Genomic DNA, 17,277 nt, shown 5'->3' on the forward strand with positions numbered 1-17,277 from the left:
AGCTGTTCAACAATACAAATAAGCCTGTGTGATAGAATGAGTGTTTCATGGCGCACGCGCTTTTCAGTTAGAACACGGTATGAAATTGCTAGTGCTGTAGCGGTGTTTGGCTTAATTTTATCGTTATGTGGATCTGCTGCAGTTTACGCTGTTTTTACATCATGTATCATTTCTGATTTATTTATTCAGGGATGTATTTCTTTGGGTTTAGTGCCGATTCCTGTAGCAATACTTTCTTTAATCCTTGGCATAGTCATTCTTCTTTATGGGATTTACCTTTTACCACAGCAGAGAGAAGATTTTTTCCTCCCCACTTTTGGATAAGTTTATTTCTTATTTTCTAGAGAAATATTCTAGTATTTTCAGTATGAATCAAACTGAGGAAACATCAGGAACTCGTTTTTTGTGAAATGACCGTGTGTTTTTGTTTATTTCAGGGGATTTTTTATTGCTAAATTGTTAGTGGCATTAATTAGTTAGTAGAAAGAAAAACCCATCCAGGGATAGTTCAGTGGATGTTTAAAGGCTACGGGGAATTCTTTGCCTAAATCTAAATTGAATTTCTAAAGAGCAGGTATTTTGTATTCATAGGTTTTTAATTGCAGATTATTCTTCTTTTCTCATAAGATGTCTAGAAACCTGTATGCTGGTGAGATTCTTGATATTTCTATGAACACAAATTAAGTTGTTATATTCGGTTCGCTAGCATATGTAACAAGGAGAATAGAAATGAAAAAATTGATCCTAACACTTCTTTTAGCTTCTTTTTGCGCTCTAGGGGCGAGTCACTCTGTATTTGGAGAAGACGACAGTGCTAGTCCAGAAAAGGAACAATGTGGAGAGGATGAAACCGAATCCCAAACTTCCGAAAATCAAGGTTAATCACTAATCTCTTTTATTAACCTAAAACAGGGGGGCCCCCTGTTTTAGGAAACTATTCTAAACAATATTTCCCTCTTTACTAACGATTTCTTTTTCTCTACGCATTGAATGTTGTGTTTCGTGGTGTTTTTCTTAATTTTTTTAAAAAATTTGTTGATGCTTCTTGAGGTGTGTTTATATTGTTTTTTTAAATTAATATTTTGTAATGATTTCAATGCAAAATCCGTTCTAGGCCTATTCAGAATAGATTTTAGTTGGCTAAAATCATTTCTTTCAATAAAAGAAATTATTTAAAATGGCTCAAAATAAGGCCGTTTATTGTACTTAGATTGGATGAAATCCCATTTCAGTGGCTAGTTCTTGTTTTAAATTTGGCTCTATAGACAGGGAGAAGGCCACATTATGGCATTTGTGCCATTCTAGAGAGATTACACTTGCTATTAGCGTTATTAGGCCTTCTTTAATGGAAGCGGGTTGTAATGTTTTTCATTTAGTATAAACAATTTTATTGTTTAATAAAATTTTTAGCTGCTTTTGTTAGGTTATGTTATAATTGTGCAATTGACGAGATTGTGAAAAGCTCGAAGATTAAAGGACATGTTTTTCTAGAACTGTTGAAGTGATAGTTTCTTTGGCAGAGGATCTGTTTACATGAATAAACGGTATGTGATTGACAAGATTTTAAAATGTATAGTTGTTCTCTCTTTAGTTTTGTTATACTGGTCATCCGACCTGCTGGAAAAAGATGTCAAGTCTATCAAAAGAGATGTACGAGATGTGCGGGAAGATATCCAGGAAGTCCTCGGTATTATCAGACAAAATAAGGCTTCACAATTATCTTTAGCCCCCGCACCCCATGTTTCTTCTCAGACGCAAAATGTTGAAGTAGGAGATCCCCGTTATCCTAATCTTCTTTGTCCTGATCTCTATAAAGAAAAAACTTTAGGAAGTTTGTTAGGGGAGAATTTTATTCCCAAAGGTATATTACGTACGGCCCATGTTGGAAAGCCCAATAATCTTAGTCCCTTCAATGGCTATGATTATGTGCGTAAAATGTATGATTTATGTGTCCCAGGACTAGCAAGTTGTCATGTGGGGAAATACGAGCAATTTGCTCCAGGGCTAGCACTAAAAATTGAAGAACGAGCAGTTCTTGACGGCTCTGGGGATAAGGAATTTCACGTATATTTACGCCCTAATGTATTTTGGGCATCTATAGATCCATCCCGGTTCCCTAAACAAGTACAACTTTCTGAAGATTTTCTTCGTCCTCACCCTGTTACAGCTTATGACTTTAAATTTTATTATGATGCTGTGATGAATCCCTATATGTCGGAAATGCGAGCTGTAGCTTCACGGTCGTATTTTGAGGATATTGTGTCTTTCACAGTAGAGAATGATTTGAAATTTGTTGTGCGCTGGAAGGCACATACAATTCTTAACGAAGAGGGACAGGAAGAAAAGAAAGTTCTATATTCTGCCTTTTTTAATACCCTAGGTATAGAGCCCCTACCATGTTTTGTCTATCAGTATTTCTCTAATGGAGAAAAAATTGTGAAGGATGACTCTGACCCCGATATTTATCGTAAAGATTCCGTATGGGCTCAGAATTTTGCATCACATTGGGCAAGTAATTATATTGTTAGCTGCGGAGCTTTCTATTTTTCTGGAATGGATGACGAGAAAATTATTTTTACTCGTAATCCTAATCACTATGATCCTAGCGAAGCCTTGGTAGAGAAACGTTATGTTTACATTAAAGAAAGTACAGACGCGTTATTTCAAGATTTTAAGTCTGGGAAACTCGATATTACCTACTTGCCTCCAAATCAGGCAGATAATTTGGCAAGTTTTATGAAGACTGCTGCCTATAAAAATCAAGTGACCAAGGGAGAGGCAATTCGAGAAATTGTTTATCCAGATCGTTCTTATGCTTATATTGGTTGGAACTGCTATTCATTGTTTTTTGAAAATCGTCAAGTTCGCCGCGCAATGAACATGCTTATTGATCGTGATAGGATTATAGAAGAGTGTTTGGATGGACGCGCTAATATAATTAGCGGGCCGTTTTCACCCTATTCGCCTGCTTACAATCAAAATATAGAGGGATGGCATTATTCTCCAGAAGAAGCGGCACGCATACTAGATGAAGAGGGATGGATAGATACTGATGGTGATGGGATTCGTGAGAAAATTATTGATGGGGTAGTCATCCCTTTTCGTTTTCGACTATGTTATTATGTAAAAAGTGTCACAGGTCGAACAATTGCAGATTATGTAGCTACTGTGTGCAAAGAGATCGGCATAGAATGCAGTTTGTTGGGATTAGATACAGCTGATCTTTCTCAAGCTTTTGATGAGAAAAATTTTGATGCTATTCTGACTGGGTGGTGCCTGGGCTCCCCACCTGAAGATCCCCGAGCTCTTTGGCATTCTGAGGGAGCTATGGAACGAGGATCAGCAAATGTAGTAGGATTTCATAATGCAGAAGCGGATAAAATTATCGATCAACTTAGTTATGAGTATGATGCACGTAAACGCCTAGATTTGTACCACCGGTTCCATGAAATTATTCATGAAGAATCGCCATATGCCTTCCTGTTCTCTCGTAACTACTCATTGCTTTATAAGGATTATGTAAAAAATATCTTCATTCCTAAGAATAGAACAGATTTGATTCCAGACGCTCAAGACGAAATGGTAAATCTTCAAACGGTCTGGCTCGATAAGCAGGTGGAAGAAGATGCTTAAGTATATTTTAAAACGTTTACTACTGATCCCTTTAACGCTGTTTTCCATTGTTGCTATTAATTTTGTCATATTAAATGCAGCTCCTGGAGATGTTATAGAAGAGTTATCAACAGATTCTCATGGAGAAGCAGGAAAATCAGATAAAATTCGTTCTTATAAAGGCCCTGATCGTTATTTACAGTTTCGTGAGCACTATGGGCTAACTTTACCGATCTTTTTCAATACACGACAGACAATTTCACATGCAAAAGTGAAATCAGGGATTCAAGAGATTATTGAGAGTGCCCAACGCAATGCGAAAGGAAAATCTTTGTCTGCGTTGAAAATTTATTGGGGTGATCGTGCGAAGTTTATTTTGCCGATACTTTTATTTGAAGCTAGTGATTCTACGCAGAGCACTGCTTACCGTCATATAGCTGCAGATTTATTTATTCGAGGAGGAATCCGCCAGGGGATTGTTGGCCCGAATTTATCCTCAGATCAATATGCATACAATGACAAAGTGTCTAAGAGTAATGCGTTTTTAGTAAAGTTGCTTTCTGAAGAAGATATTGATGTAAAAGTAAAAGCACTGAAGAAATGGTTCCAAGAAGAGGGAGGAATGGATGCTTTCCCTTATGCTCAGAGAATCTCATGGAAGACATTTTTTCTAGAAACACGATTTGCTCGTTATATGTCCCGCATTCTTTGTTTAGATTTTGGGACTTTACGTAATGATCCTCATAAAACAGTAATTTCTGAGGTAGTCAAACGTTTGCCTGCTTCTATAGTTCTATCGGTATTGCCATTAATCGTTGTCTTTGTTTTATGCCAAGTATTCGGCATGATTATGGCTTTAAATAGAAATCGTTGGTTGGATCATGTTTTGAATTTTATTTTTCTTATTCTTTTTTCTATTCCTGTATTTGTTGCTGTCCCCTGGATTATCGATCATTTTGTTATTAACAAGACTATACCGTTTACATCGATTCCAATGCCCTATAGTGGTTTGTGTTCTCCGTCTGAGATTTTTGACCAACTCAGTTCTTCAGGGAAACTGTTAGATATTATTACCCATTGTATACTTCCTTTTTGTGCTGTTAGTTATGGAGCATTTGCTGCTCAATCAAGGTTAAGTAGATCTATATTTTTAGAAATCCTTGGAGAAGATTATATTTGTGCAGCGCGTGCACGGGGAGTCTCCCGTTCAAATATTCTTGTGAAGCATGTAGGGAAAAATGCTGCTTCTTCATTAGTAACTTCATTAACTTCTTCGTTAGGGGCTATATTAGGAGGGGCTTTAGTTGTTGAAACTTTGTTTGATATTGATGGGTTCGGAAGGTTTTTTTATCAGGCAATTTTAAATCGTGATCATAATGTTGTATTATTTTCTGTTCTCGTGGGTTCGACATTATCTTTAGTGGGATATCTCATTGGGGATATTTGTTGTGTATTATTAGACCCTAGGGTGCACTTGGGGAGTAGGAGGACTTAAGAGCTTATGCAGACATCTCATTCTTTTTATCTTAGGTTTGTACAAGCTTATCATAAGAATTTTTTAGCTTCTCTTGCGTGGAAATTTGTCGTCATTTTATCCATTATTGGGGTCTATGCCCCTATATTTGCAAGCAGTAAGCCATTACTAGTTAAATGGCATGGGACTTTTTTTTCTCCATTATTTCGGTATTTATGGTTCCCCGGATTTTTCACTAAACCTATAGATTTGTTTTTCAATGTATTGATGGTGACTTTGCCCTTTTTTTTTATAGGGTGTAAGTGCTTTAAAGGTTGCTTGCGTAAGGTTATTCTTTGTGTCTTGTTATGCGTGCAAGTCGTAGGGTTTATTTTTGTTTATGCTGGATATGTTCCTGATCCTGCAGGAGATGAAATCCTAAAGAAACTCCGTGCGGAAAAAATTCTTTCTCAAATGACAAATACGCATCCAGAATCTTTAATGCTTCTCCCTCAGGATAAGCGTACTTGGGAATTGGAAAAGCATTATATGAGTACGTATGAACAATTAGGTATCTTAATTAAGGCAAAATGTCGTCAGTTGCAACATGAAAAATTACAGAAGTATTGTGTGGCATATGAGGGGTACAAAGGATCCCAGATGCCAACCCTGCACTATTTACAAGAGAAAAATGAAAAAATTTGTTTAGAGAGACTCAGACAAAGGTTACAAAAATTACAGGGCCCTTATGAAGTTGCACTGCGGGATTGGCATAAGACGATTGATGATTACCGCCCGTTTCTTATGGCTTTAGTTCGTATTGAGCATGATTTAAATCTAGCTTTATATAATCACAGCCATTACGACCGCTTGCATCTCGCTCGTGCTTCTGTGGAAGCAGAATCAGAGCCTATTCGTTCACAACTTGTCCGTATTAGTCGGGTATTAGAAGAGTATAACAAGGTTCATGGCGCTATTAATTTTATTCAAGACAAACGTGCATGGATTAATGAGGAATCTAAAGAGCTACGTATTATTATTCGTCCTCTATTGAGCTTGTTTCATTGGGAAGATGATGCAGGTGGCTCCAGAGATATGAATAAGTATGTACGGTGGTGGGAACTCACTCGTATTAATCGCAAAGATCTTCTGGCTTCTTTAATTTTTGGTATTCGTATTGCACTAGTTGTAGGAGGAATTTCTGTGGCTATTGCTTTACTGATAGGGACAATTATTGGTTTGATTTCAGGATACTTTGGGGGTACTACGGATATCATTCTTTCTAGATTTACAGAGATTTGGGAAACTATGCCCATGCTGTTTATTTTAATGCTAGTTGTTTCAATTACTCAGATAAAATCTTTAATTTTAGATACAGTATTGCTGGGGTGTTTTGGTTGGACAGGATTTAGCCGCTATATTAGGATCGAGACTTTAAGGCAACGGAATATGCCTTACGTTATGGCTGCTACGAATATGTGTTTTAGCCACTATCATATTATGGTACATCAAATTCTTCCCAATGCTATTGTCCCGACGATTGCTTTATTGCCATTTTCTGTAATGGCCATGATTAGTTGTGAAGCAGGTTTAACTTTTTTAGGTTTGGGAGAAGAAAGTTCAGCGTCTTGGGGAAGTATTATGAGAGAAGGAGTCACTGCTTTTCCTTCAGAAAGCGCGATTCTTTGGCCGCCTGCTATTTTACTTACAACATTACTTATGGCCATAGCTTTAATAGGCGATGGTGTTCGTGATGCCTTAGATCCTAGGCTCCAGAATTAGCGTAAAGATCCTTCAAACCGAAGAAGAATATTTTGGATTTGTTCTCCTGCACAATAATGACGTTCCCCGTTGCTGCTAAGAATTCGATGACAAGGGAAAAATAACAGAAAGGGATTATGCTTACACGCCATGCCTACAGTACGTGGATGAGTGTGTGTTTCTTTGGCAATATCTTGATAGGTGCACGTTTCCCCGAAAGGGACATCAGCTATGCAATTTAAAATGCGTTGTTGTTTTTCAGACAGTATAGAAGTATTGATATAAGAAGAGATAGGAAGGGTTGTTTTTTGAGCATATTTTGTGCATAATAGGAGGATTTCTTGCATAGCTTTGTGTGAACCCGCACTAAGAAATAAACAGGAGAATACAGGAGCCACGGAAAGGCGGGTTTTAACCACTGAGTTATTTTGAAAATGAACGATTACCTGTATAGGTGGGTATTTCCCTACCTGCAATCCTTGAGAACAGGCTTGCGATAGAGAAAGTTTAGACTCTTCGGGGATAAGAAGAAAGTCTTTATGCATACAGGAAACTCAATTTATCCCGCGTTATTGAGTCTTTCGAATTTTGATTTCGAAACTAGGCGACCACGATGGTACCATTCACATTTGTAGACACCTGCAGCATAAATTTTTCGCATTCCATGTAGGCAATTATTTTTCCAGGAAACCTCTTCAGCTATGATTTCATTTTCATTATAGCGGAGCTCGAATCCTTCTTTAATACCTTTAATAAAGGGGATTTCTGCTACTTTACAGCCATTTTTAAATACTGTTGTTGTCCCATCTTGATAGCCATATCGCCATTCTTCGATAGTGTTTGGGATCCCTCCAGGGAGATAGGTAAGGCGAAGTCCATGGGGTTGACCGTTGGTATAATGTGTGATGGTTTCAGGATCTCGTGTTGGATAGAAAGTAGTTTTTTTTACCATAACACCATCGGTAAACGTCTCTTCAGAAAGGAGGACATTATTTACAGAAAATGTAGAGCGAATGCCTTCTCCATTGTGAATAGAAGAAGAATATTTCCCATTGAACGAGGAATAATTTCCTTCAATTACACGACCATTATGTGTTGTTTCTTTGAAATAAGGCTCAGCAATAGTATCGTTATTGTTATTATCAGGCCACCGTGTGATGCTGAGTGCTCCATCTTCTTGGAAAATTTCTTCTTGAGATGGTAGGCCGTTGGAAAAGAAAGTCTTACAAGAAATTAACTGCCCTTGATCATAAGTTTTGATTACAGCAAGAGTTGTGGAGTGTGGAAAGGTTTGTGTTACCTTCCCATGGAGGAGACCATGAGTATAGGTTTCATAGAGTATCGATCCGTCTTTTAGTATTTTGGTAATTGTTCCATCACAACCACGTTTTACCCAATCTTTCCCCGAGACAATGATTCCATAGTTATTCCGGAATGTTTCCTTCATGACGGAGGCATCTTGCTTTAGAATAGATCCATAAATAAAACACGGGAAAGTAAGCGCGTAAATGAAAAAAGCAGCTGTTTCATGACTCGATAGTTCCTATTGTGTCGTTTAATTCCTGCTGAAGCCTAGCAAGTAAACGCTCATGTTCTTCTTCAATCTCCTGATTAGATAATGTGCGTTCTTTGTTTTGAAATACAAGGCGTAAGGAGACGTTCTTGTTTAGTAAAGAGCCCCTATTTTGATATATACTGATAATGGAAACACTTTCAAGCCATTTAGATGGGAAACTTAAAAGTTTCCTGCGTAGGTAATCCGCTGGTAAGGATTCAGGGACAGTGAGCGTTGTATCTCTGAACGATGAAGGATAAATAGGATAGGGCTGATAGACTTTTTGTGATTTCTTTTGTGTTAATAATAGGATATCTACAGAAATCTCAGCAAAAAATACAGGATCCTTAATTCGTGTTTTTWTACATAACTGTGGATGTAACGTTCCAAATCGTCCTAGCATGTGCTTATGTAAGTAGATTTCTGCTTGTTGATATGGATGAAAATTCTCGTGATGGCTTTCTTGAATTGTATAGGAGGATGAAGGAATACGGAGATGATAGAATAATTTTTCCAGCCACCCTTTTATAGAAAAGAAGGACAGTACATGGTTGCGGGGAATCCAGGAGATATTTTCTGCTTGTCCTGCTAGGATAATACCCAAGTTTTGGGTTTCTTTGTATTGTGTTTTTACTTTCGTATATACGGTTCCTAATTCAAAGGCATGAACATAAGGAGCTTGTCTATTAAGATTTATAGCTGTGCTCTTTAGTAATCCAGGTAGTAGGGAGGTACGCAATACTGTTGCGTATTTAGATCCTTGCAGATTAATAGTATGAGAATCTTCCTGTTGTCTATCTAGAGATGCTGTTTCGGTATCTAAAAGGTCGCAAGTAAAAAATTGTTGTAAACCGGAATGTGCAAGGAAGTCGACAATTTTTCTTTTTAGGGAATAGATGGGAGTGTATACGGGGACGGGTTCACTCTTTTTTATGTCCCAAGGTTCTGTTCGGCATATTTCCTCAACTAAATCAATTTCTTGGTGAATATCGTGGCGGTAAGAGGGGACTTCTACGGTAATGGTTGTTTGTTGTGTTGTAGCGGTAAATCCCAATGCGTTAAGTTTGTTTGTTAGATCTTCTTCAGAGTGTTGAGTGCCTAAGGTTCTTTGAACGGTTTCTTTTCGTAATGACAGTATTTCTCTAGGAGATTCTTTCCCAAGGGTGCGAATAGGTGAGACCTGGACATTAGGGAAAAACTTCTTAATATAGTGGATAGCTGCATATAATGCGGGGAGTACATTGTGAGAGTCTGTGCCTCGTGAAAAACGATAAGCTGCTTCGGAATGTATAGGAAGTTGGGTTTGTGACTTACGGATAGCCTTAGGGCAGAAGTAAGCAGACTCTAAAATAATTTCTGTCGTGGTATCTTGAAATGAAGATTCTAGGCTTCCCATGACTCCTGCCAGGGCTAAGTGATTATTTTTATCACAGATAACAGGGATGCCTTCAGGGATGAAGATTTCTTCGTTATTCAATAGCTTAAGAATATGGGGAGAGCTAGCAGCTTGCACTCTAAGAGATTCGCAATCAACAGCCTGTGCGTTATATGCGTGTAGGGGTTGCCCTAAAGAAAGCATGATATAATTAGTGATGTCTACGACGGCATTTATAGGCTTGTATTTACAAGCTTTGAGTGCATCTTGGATTTCTTGAGAAGAGGGTTGCGAAGAAACTCCAGAAATTTTTACATAACAAAAGAAGGGACAGATTGTTAGATCATGTTGAGTGTTTTGTTGTACTTGTACTGGTAGGGGAGCAAAGGAAAAATTTTCAGGAATTGAGAGTGTTGCTGTAGGAGAAACGTGGGCAATTTCTCTAGCGAGTCCTAAAAGTGAGGCGCAATGGCCTAGATTAGGTGTTAGAGAAAATTCGATAGAGGTATCCGATAAAAGGTTATAGACATCTTCTCCTAGGGGAGTAGTTTTAGGAAATACGAATAAACCTTTTTCTTGTGTTTGTAAATGTGGGAAGCCAAGTTCATCAGCTCCGCAGCACATACCTTGGGATTCTTCACCTCGTAATTTCGATTTTTTTATTGTATATAAGTGTCCGTTTTTATCGTATACTTGAGCTCCTGGAAGTGCTAGAGGGACAATAATTCCTGGTTGGCAGTTGGGTGCTCCGCAAATAATTTGATACTGTGTACTCCCGTCAGATAGTGTGGCGATAACTAGGTTATTAGCATTAGGATGGGGAGTAGTTGTGAGTATTTTCGCTGTAACAACAGAGGAATGAGTAGTTGTTTCTACTTCGGCTTCTATTCCTATACGATCGCAAGCTTCTATGATTTGTTTTAAAGGCAAGGGAGAGGAAAAAAACTTTTGCAGTAAAGATAAAGAAACTCGCATGGAATATTAACGTTTTTGTGACACATTTTACGAGGAGAAGTGTATAGTGGCAAGTATTTTGTACTTGGGAGAAATCTTTGCTTTAGGAGTTGTCTTTTAGCATGTCTGTGCAAAAAAATACACGCTGGTTGTGGCAAGCACTCATTTTAAGTGCGGGGTTAAATATTGTTTTTTTGCTTTTGTTTTACACCACAATTTTTCGTAAAGATCTTTATAAGTTACAGTTATTTTCTGGTCCTTTAGTTGCTAGGAGTTGTCGCGTACAGAAAATTCCTGAAGATTTTTTAGATTATTTATCTGAATCTTCCTTAGAGGATTTGTATTGTTTATTGGATGAAAATCGTTTGTTTTATGGGCGTCCCATTAAATTATGGGCTTTAAGTGTTGCTATGCATACGTATAATATAGACGTAGCCAGTGCGCTTTCTCATCCTTTAGTATTTACTGAACTACGTAGCGGAGGAAAAACTTGGTTACTTCCGAATCTGGATGAAAAAGATTATTGTAGTATCCGGCAATACTTGTCTTGTCAACGGTATCCTTTTACTTCCCAAGGATTATTTTTAACTCTTGCTAAGAATATAGACCATGGTTTGGTGGATGAGGAATGCTTGTATCATTTTTGCCTTACGGAAGAATTTCTTTATCTCAGGACATTACTTTGTGGTGCTGAGGAGCAGGTGTCTACGATAGCTGCTTTAGCGCATATGGTTATACGTAATGGGGAAAAAGTATTTTTTTCTTTATGTGATAAACATAATCGATCAACGGCGATATCAGATCAACAGCGAAGGAAGGTCTTGTGTACCTATGTAGATTTAGGTGAGCCTCTAGCTGCTCTACTCTTGTTAGTACATGATGAAGATTGGGTAATTCATGAGTTTACTGATGAGGTTTTGCAGTCGTTTGTTTTTTTGCTTCCTAAGGAATCTCCTTATAGTAAAAAGTTTATTTCCCGATTGTTATCTTCTCCGCGTTGTCATATTTACCAACATCATGAAGCGGTCATTGATAAGGACTCTCCAATCAAATATGAAGAGTATGTAGTGAAAGAAGGAGAGTCTTTGTGGTTAATTGCACGGCGTTTTGGCATTACTGTAGAAGAGATTATGCGTGAGAATCATATGAATCATCATCGGTTGATGCCAGGGACGCGCCTAAAGCTTCCTCTAAAGTCATCGTAGGAACTAGATCGATGCCTCCGGGATGCCAAGGCCCACATTTCCCTACTCTTTTTATGATTAGTAGTAGTCCGCGAATTCCGTGATGTTTTAGTGCTTGTAAAGCGTATTGTGAACATGTGGGGAAAAATCGACAAGGATAACCTAGTAAAGGAGAAATCGTCCATCTATAGAGATGAATACATCCGCAGAAGAGATATATAGGAAGATTTTTACAAAAATTAAATAACATTGAAAACATCTTTAAGTAGGGCTACAGAAACTTCAAGCATGATTAACCAAATGATTGTCCATTCTAGAGCAGAAGAGTGTTGGTGGTTAAGCTGATCATTTAGAATTTCTAAAACATCACCGAGAATAGTTAGTCGGTGGTTAAGAACATTAATCCTCGCGTTGATATCTAGACAATTTAAAACATCGATATAAATAGGTTGTGTTTTGGGATGTTCCCAGAAAAAGTCTGGTTCATCGAGGATATCTGAGTGGAGATTCACGGACGCCTTATCTAAAAATAGCTTACCAATTTTTTTAGCAATTGCTCTGCGTGACATAGAGATTTTGCCTTTAGTTGCTAGATCCTGAGGAAGGCGTTTGGAATCTTCAATTGTTTTATAGATTGTAGCTTCAAATATTGTGAGTTTGACAGATTGTGCAAGCCCGAAGGAGATTGCTAGCTTGGTATTTAAGTGTGAGTCCGCGAGGATGAGTCTATCTCTACGAATTTGGAGTTTATCTCCGTAGTGGAAGGTGTATCTATCAATTTCGGGCAGTGGGAGGATTTCTGGAGAGGCTGTCACGATGGATTGGAGGATTTTGATTTCTTCGGACTCTTGCCATCCCCAAAATACAGTAACACCAAATGGGAAGAAAACAGCAATCTTATCACATTTTTCAGGAGTTTCCGAAGAAATGAGTACGTATTCTCTAGAGAGAATAGTGGGGTAATGGGTTTTCAGTAGATGAGAGAGCACATGTAAATTATATGATGAAGCTGTGCAATGGGCTGTACAACGCATGGTTCCTAAATAATGTGGTGTATAGTTTTAATTTACTGAATTTTTACTCAGTCGGAAACATTTTTTTTCTTGAGCTAAAGGGGAGGCTCTCAGTAAGCTAGTTTTTTTGCGAGAGTGGCGGAATTGGTATACGCGCTATCTTGAGGTGGTAGTGGAGCTTTCCTTAGGGGTTCGAGTCCCCTCTTTCGCAATGTGGGTACCGCACCTCTTCTGCTTGATTTCTTTGTTTTGAATTTTCATATTAAATTTGATTTGAAGTTTGAGGTGTAGGCCTTGAGGTTTTTTTTCTTATTGTATTTTTTTGTTGTTCTTTAGTGCCATTTAATTGTTCTTTATTTTCTGAGCACTACATTTCTGAGGACGAACAATTTCATATAGATCGTTTTAATTTTTCTAGTTCTTTCCCTGATATGGAAACGATGGAGATTTATGCACAACGTAAAAAGCGTGTGCATTTCGATGTTTCTGGGGATTTTCCTAGATTAGTGTCAATTGCGTATCATGGTTCTTTTGGATTTTTACGTGGGAAATTAACAGGGAATTATCCTGAGTTGACTACATTAGAGTTTTCTTGTTCTTCATGTAAAATGGATTTAGATTTTCGTGGCACATGGTATAAAAATACTTTTATTACTATTAATAACGAATCAGAACCTGTGACACTAGTCCTTCCTAGGGATGTAGGAGTCATTGTTCATACTACAGTATCTACGAAAGGGAAGGTAATAGTAGAAGGGGATCTTGTTAAGCGAGGTCGAGGTATTTGGAAAAAAACCTACTGTAATTCTCTTATTGATTTGTCTCCAGTGACCTTAGTTTTTAATGTCCATAGCCGATCTGGAGGTGCGATTATTTTACGTTAGTTATTTGTTTGTTTTTTTGGTAACGTGCTTTCAAACATACGGACGATTTTCTCTGAAAATTCTAAGGGGAAGTTCGATAGATGGAGTAATTCCTGGAAGTGTTTAGCATGTACCAGAGCATGGAGGATTTGTTCTTCTTCATATTCTATAGGTATTGCTAGTGGTGGTTTATGCTGATTGCAGAACTTGAGGCCTTGGTATCGGTAGCAATTTGAGGAATGGATTATTTGTTTACATTGGGAACAGTTCGGAGATAGGTCTAGACATCCTTCATATTGTAAGAGTTTTAATAGAAAAGTCGCAGCAAACATATTGGGATTTTTGCTTTCTGGTAAGCGATGAAGGAAGTTGAATAATAGGGAAAATAGTTTAGGGGAGGGTTTTTCTTGCCATTGGGATACTAAGAGACTTTGAGAAATTTTCCCTGCAGCTTGAAGGTAGGAATAAGTAGTTTTAATCTCGGTAAAAACATTATATAATTCTGCTGAAACTAATCGGTGCATTTTTGGTGGGGCATAATCTAGAGTGTAGGCACCCAAAGATAGGGGAATCAAGGCTTCACGAAAAGGACAATGTAAAGTTTGCCCTTGCTTTACGAAGAATGTAAGCAGACCTAGAGGAGAAAAGATAGTCGTTATACAATGTGTTTTTTCTGAAGGAAGATTTTGCAATACGATTCCGGGTAGGCGAGTATGCATATTATACCGTATGTTTGAGGTGTAAGTAATAAGTAAGGAGCTGTGAATAACTAGGTAATCCTGGATAAAAATCAAACAAATGTGTTTGTGGATTGAGGAATCCTGTTTTTTGCTTATTGTAACACACGATAGAAAGGCAGGGAGCCCCAATAATATAATTGTAGCTTAATAGTTGATTTAGGGTGCGTTGATTGATAGCGTGTGCTTTACATTCTATAAGAAGTAGAGGATGTGGTTTCCCTAGGTTATAGATTTTTCCCTCAGCATTCGTATAGGTTATGGGGGTGGTAACAAGAAGATCCAGACGACGCTTTTTAGAGTAAAAAGTGTGCTTCTTCTGTAGGAGAGGAGAGAGAGTAGCCAGTCCTTTTTCTATGATGAATGAGTTCGGGGGGTAATGAAGATCTTTAATGAGGAAGGCAATGAGTTTTTGTCGTACCTCTTCTTCGGGCGTAGAAACTAAGATTTTATGCCGTAAGGGATCAAAGATTTTCAACGTGGGGGAAGGCTTTTCTCTATGTGATGTGGAATCCTGGGGCGATAATTGGTTCGATGATGACATAATTGTCGTTGTTTTGTTTATGGATGAGTTGAATTTTATGCTCTTTTTCATTTAGGAACACCAGGACTTTATCCTGAGAGGAAGCAAATTTCCGTATTGCCTCTTCTTCAGAGAGAATAGGAAGAGGGACTTTCTTTTTGGATAGGTGTTTTTTCATTGCGTTGGGGATATAACCGTAGCATTTTAATGAATCCCAGGCATCTAGAGCTGCTATGGGCAGGACATCATCGTATTGATGGTCAGCTTCTTCTAATTGAAGGACATGCTCTTCTTTTTTTGATAACCCTAGGTCATGTTTCTTTTTATCAAGGCGTATTTCTTGATACTTATGAGTTAATGTTCGTATTTTTTTAAATGCAGAAATGACCGCACTGTAGGGATTATTGTTATGTGTTTTTACTTGAAAGGATTCTTTTCCTTTGGAAGCAAGAATATGTACTTCTGTTCCTTGTTTTTCTTTATGTGAAGTTAGAACGACATGGATAGCTGTAACAGGAAGCTGACGACTTTTTTCCATGATTAATTGGCGGAGCGGGTAGGAAATATGAAAGGATCTCCCAGTGATTGTTACGTTAACATTGTTATCTTTCTGAGGGGATGATTTCTTCGGTGATTGTTTGCGAGGATGGCGCATACCTTCTCCTTTAGTAATAAAGGCGTGTAACTTAGAGAAAAATTGGGAAAAGAAAAAGAAACTTTTCTTAAGAATCATTATAAAGGGGAACCCTTTATTTAGAAAAATGTTTAACGCACCGAAGAGGATTCGAACCTCCAACCACCTGGTCCGAAGCCAGGTACTCTATCCGGTTGAGCTATCGGTGCTTGAATGCCTTGATTTGAGAAAGGACTGCAGGGGAGTTTATCACAATTTTTTCAGGAATTCAAGAAAAACTCCCGGTTCGGATTCGTGCGTTGTCTTTTAATATAGTGCTAGCATGTCTTCGGTGAGGTGACTAGAACTTTCTAGGATGACCACTCGTTCGATGACATTAGATAATTCACGGATATTCCCTGGCCAAGGATAGTGCATTAGTGCGGATTTTGCCTTTTCTGAAAGGGTTTTCAAAGGTCGGTTATTTAAATGGCAAAATTTTTCTAAAAAGTATTGTGTTAGGGGAAGAATATCTTCTTTACGTTCTCTTAAAGGGGGAAGATGAAGAGGAATGACATTGAGACGATAGAATAGATCTTGTCGGAAGATTTTTTCTTCAACGGCTTCTTTTAGGTTTCTATTTGATGTGGCTAGAATCCGCACATCTACAGATAGGGTTTTTGTACCTCCTAGATGTTCAAATTCTTTTTCTTGGATAGCACGTAGGAGCTTTGCCTGTAGGTGAATGGGGACCTCAGTAATTTCATCTAGTAGAAGAGTCCCTGTATGTGCAAGTTCGAATCTTCCTGCTTTTTTCGCTGAAGCTCCTGTGAATGCTCCTTTTTCGTGACCAAAAAACTCTGATTCTAAGAGAGTTTCTGGGATGGCAGCACAATTGACTTTGATATAGGGGCGTAGGGATCGTAAAGAATGGTTATGAATAAAAAATGCTAGGAGTTCTTTACCGCATCCAGATTCACCATGAATAAAAATGTTTGCAGAACTACTTGCTGCTTTTTTAGCTTTAGAAAGTACTTTTTGCATTGAGGGGCTTTCAGCAATTAAAGGATGAGATTCCGTAGGGATTTGTGATTTGAGAAGTAAATTTTCATGGACAAGATCTTGGAGTTGTTCGGCTTTGTTAATAAAGGCAAATAGAGCCTCAGAAGAAAATGGTTTGGTCAGATAGTTAAATGCTCCGTAGCGCATAGCTTGTACAGCATTTTCTATTGTTCCATAGGCAGTAATGACTAATACAGGAAGATGTGGGGAGTATTTTTTTACTGTTGTAATAATTTCAAGCCCTGTTCCATCGGGCATATTCATATCAGAAATGATTAAGTCAAATTGTTCTGTCTTGATTTTATGGCAGCCATGCTTAACATTATCAGCACAGCTTGGGATGTATCCTCTAGATAGAAGAAGTTCTGAAAGAAAATCTCTTAGTAAGGGTTCATCATCTATTATTAATATATTTTTGATTGTCATTATATTATTTTAACAACATCTTTTCATTTTTAATTAATCTATGTAATTTTTATTTTCTAGGTGTTTCTACTTAGATATCTTTTTTAATTTGATTTTCAACTATTTTCGGCTATAAAATCTTCTGATTCATTGTGGTTTTTTGGGTT

General features: G+C 37.8%; 16 protein-coding genes and 2 tRNA genes. 8 read left to right on the top strand and 10 right to left on the bottom strand.

Annotated elements, in window-relative coordinates; all coding sequences use genetic code 11:
- Positions 1-36: 36 nt before the first annotated feature.
- The 5 genes from RT28_RS04545 (at position 37) to RT28_RS04560 (ending at position 6,847) form a co-directional block, all read left to right on the top strand.
- Positions 37-324, top strand: coding sequence for a hypothetical protein (locus RT28_RS04545; protein ID WP_020359193.1), 288 nt, complete (start codon positions 37-39; stop codon positions 322-324).
- 405 nt (positions 325-729) lie between these two features.
- Complete coding sequence (locus RT28_RS04925) at positions 730-882, top strand: hypothetical protein (RefSeq protein WP_166484587.1); 153 nt, start codon at positions 730-732, stop codon at positions 880-882.
- Positions 883-1,548: 666 nt separating this feature from the next.
- Positions 1,549-3,633, top strand: coding sequence for an ABC transporter substrate-binding protein (locus RT28_RS04550; RefSeq protein WP_240991543.1), 2,085 nt, complete (start codon positions 1,549-1,551; stop codon positions 3,631-3,633).
- Positions 3,626-5,107 (top strand): ABC transporter permease, encoded by a 1,482-nt coding sequence (locus RT28_RS04555; RefSeq protein WP_038501213.1) that lies wholly within the window; start codon positions 3,626-3,628, stop codon positions 5,105-5,107. Before RT28_RS04550 ends, RT28_RS04555 begins: the two co-directional genes overlap by 8 nt.
- 6 nt (positions 5,108-5,113) lie before the next feature.
- On the top strand, positions 5,114-6,847 hold the full coding sequence (locus RT28_RS04560; protein ID WP_038501215.1) for an ABC transporter permease: 1,734 nt from the start codon (positions 5,114-5,116) through the stop codon (positions 6,845-6,847).
- On the opposite strand, the gene RT28_RS04565 is transcribed toward RT28_RS04560, so the two are convergent.
- The 3 genes from RT28_RS04565 to pheT are packed head-to-tail and all read right to left on the bottom strand — an operon-like array spanning position 6,844 to position 10,731.
- Complete coding sequence (locus RT28_RS04565; protein WP_020355851.1) at positions 6,844-7,371, bottom strand: MGMT family protein; 528 nt, start codon at positions 7,369-7,371, stop codon at positions 6,844-6,846. The two genes, RT28_RS04560 and RT28_RS04565, sit on opposite strands and share 4 nt — an antisense overlap.
- 14 nt (positions 7,372-7,385) lie before the next feature.
- A complete protein-coding gene (locus RT28_RS04570; protein ID WP_038501217.1) occupies positions 7,386-8,336 on the bottom strand; it encodes a toxin-antitoxin system YwqK family antitoxin in 951 nt (316 codons plus the stop codon).
- A gap of 16 nt (positions 8,337-8,352) precedes the next feature.
- The gene (gene pheT, locus RT28_RS04575) at positions 8,353-10,731 is read right to left on the bottom strand and encodes a phenylalanine--tRNA ligase subunit beta (RefSeq protein WP_038501219.1); all 2,379 of its coding nucleotides are present in this window, start codon (positions 10,729-10,731) and stop codon (positions 8,353-8,355) included.
- 101 nt (positions 10,732-10,832) lie between these two features.
- Here pheT and RT28_RS04580 point away from each other — a divergent pair, with 101 nt between their 5' ends.
- Positions 10,833-11,915 (top strand): LysM peptidoglycan-binding domain-containing protein, encoded by a 1,083-nt coding sequence (locus RT28_RS04580; RefSeq protein ID WP_020355854.1) that lies wholly within the window; start codon positions 10,833-10,835, stop codon positions 11,913-11,915.
- On the opposite strand, the gene yidD is transcribed toward RT28_RS04580, so the two are convergent.
- Positions 11,839-12,144 carry a membrane protein insertion efficiency factor YidD gene (gene yidD, locus RT28_RS04865; protein ID WP_081750425.1) on the bottom strand — a complete coding sequence of 102 codons (306 nt, stop codon included), beginning with the start codon at positions 12,142-12,144 and terminating at the stop codon, positions 11,839-11,841. The two genes, RT28_RS04580 and yidD, sit on opposite strands and share 77 nt — an antisense overlap.
- Complete coding sequence (locus tag RT28_RS04585; protein ID WP_020355855.1) at positions 12,134-12,928, bottom strand: RMD1 family protein; 795 nt, start codon at positions 12,926-12,928, stop codon at positions 12,134-12,136. The genes yidD and RT28_RS04585 overlap by 11 nt, the downstream gene beginning before the upstream one ends.
- Positions 12,929-13,036: 108 nt before the next feature.
- Between RT28_RS04585 and RT28_RS04590 the strand changes: the two genes are divergently transcribed.
- Both RT28_RS04590 and RT28_RS04595 read left to right on the top strand, forming a co-directional pair.
- Positions 13,037-13,118, top strand: a tRNA-Leu gene (locus tag RT28_RS04590).
- A gap of 124 nt (positions 13,119-13,242) precedes the next feature.
- On the top strand, positions 13,243-13,791 hold the full coding sequence (locus RT28_RS04595; protein WP_240991511.1) for a hypothetical protein: 549 nt from the start codon (positions 13,243-13,245) through the stop codon (positions 13,789-13,791).
- Here RT28_RS04595 and recO read toward each other — a convergent pair.
- The 5 genes from recO to RT28_RS04620 form a co-directional block, all read right to left on the bottom strand.
- Entirely contained in the window at positions 13,788-14,489 is a 702-nt protein-coding gene (recO, locus tag RT28_RS04600; protein ID WP_038501223.1) for a DNA repair protein RecO, read from the bottom strand. The two genes, RT28_RS04595 and recO, sit on opposite strands and share 4 nt — an antisense overlap.
- A 1-nt stretch (position 14,490) precedes the next feature.
- The gene (locus tag RT28_RS04605; protein WP_020355858.1) at positions 14,491-15,051 is read right to left on the bottom strand and encodes a type I restriction enzyme HsdR N-terminal domain-containing protein; all 561 of its coding nucleotides are present in this window, start codon (positions 15,049-15,051) and stop codon (positions 14,491-14,493) included.
- A complete protein-coding gene (locus RT28_RS04610; RefSeq protein WP_020355859.1) occupies positions 15,005-15,685 on the bottom strand; it encodes an HPF/RaiA family ribosome-associated protein in 681 nt (226 codons plus the stop codon). Before RT28_RS04610 ends, RT28_RS04605 begins: the two co-directional genes overlap by 47 nt.
- Before the next feature lie 114 nt (positions 15,686-15,799).
- Positions 15,800-15,873 (bottom strand) — tRNA-Arg (locus RT28_RS04615).
- Positions 15,874-15,970: 97 nt separating this feature from the next.
- The gene (locus RT28_RS04620; RefSeq protein ID WP_038501225.1) at positions 15,971-17,131 is read right to left on the bottom strand and encodes a sigma-54-dependent transcriptional regulator; all 1,161 of its coding nucleotides are present in this window, start codon (positions 17,129-17,131) and stop codon (positions 15,971-15,973) included.
- Positions 17,132-17,277 lie beyond the last annotated feature (146 nt).

Source organism: Chlamydia avium 10DC88, assembly GCF_000583875.1.
Lineage (GTDB): Bacteria > Chlamydiota > Chlamydiia > Chlamydiales > Chlamydiaceae > Chlamydia > Chlamydia avium.

Bases quoted from the DNA above. Each gene is read 5' to 3' on its own strand.
- RT28_RS04610 (WP_020355859.1), bottom strand. From the start codon at position 15,685: ATGCGCCATCCTCGCAAACAATCACCGAAGAAATCATCCCCTCAGAAA.
- RT28_RS04620 (WP_038501225.1), bottom strand. From the start codon at position 17,131: ATGACAATCAAAAATATATTAATAATAGATGATGAACCCTTACTAAGA.
- RT28_RS04565 (WP_020355851.1), bottom strand. From the start codon at position 7,371: ATGCATAAAGACTTTCTTCTTATCCCCGAAGAGTCTAAACTTTCTCTA.
- RT28_RS04545 (WP_020359193.1), top strand. From the start codon at position 37: ATGAGTGTTTCATGGCGCACGCGCTTTTCAGTTAGAACACGGTATGAA.
- RT28_RS04925 (WP_166484587.1), top strand. From the start codon at position 730: ATGAAAAAATTGATCCTAACACTTCTTTTAGCTTCTTTTTGCGCTCTA.
- RT28_RS04555 (WP_038501213.1), top strand. From the start codon at position 3,626: ATGCTTAAGTATATTTTAAAACGTTTACTACTGATCCCTTTAACGCTG.
- RT28_RS04605 (WP_020355858.1), bottom strand. From the start codon at position 15,051: ATGTCATCATCGAACCAATTATCGCCCCAGGATTCCACATCACATAGA.
- RT28_RS04580 (WP_020355854.1), top strand. From the start codon at position 10,833: ATGTCTGTGCAAAAAAATACACGCTGGTTGTGGCAAGCACTCATTTTA.
- recO (WP_038501223.1), bottom strand. From the start codon at position 14,489: ATGCATACTCGCCTACCCGGAATCGTATTGCAAAATCTTCCTTCAGAA.
- yidD (WP_081750425.1), bottom strand. From the start codon at position 12,144: ATGTTATTTAATTTTTGTAAAAATCTTCCTATATATCTCTTCTGCGGA.
- RT28_RS04585 (WP_020355855.1), bottom strand. From the start codon at position 12,928: ATGCGTTGTACAGCCCATTGCACAGCTTCATCATATAATTTACATGTG.
- RT28_RS04560 (WP_038501215.1), top strand. From the start codon at position 5,114: ATGCAGACATCTCATTCTTTTTATCTTAGGTTTGTACAAGCTTATCAT.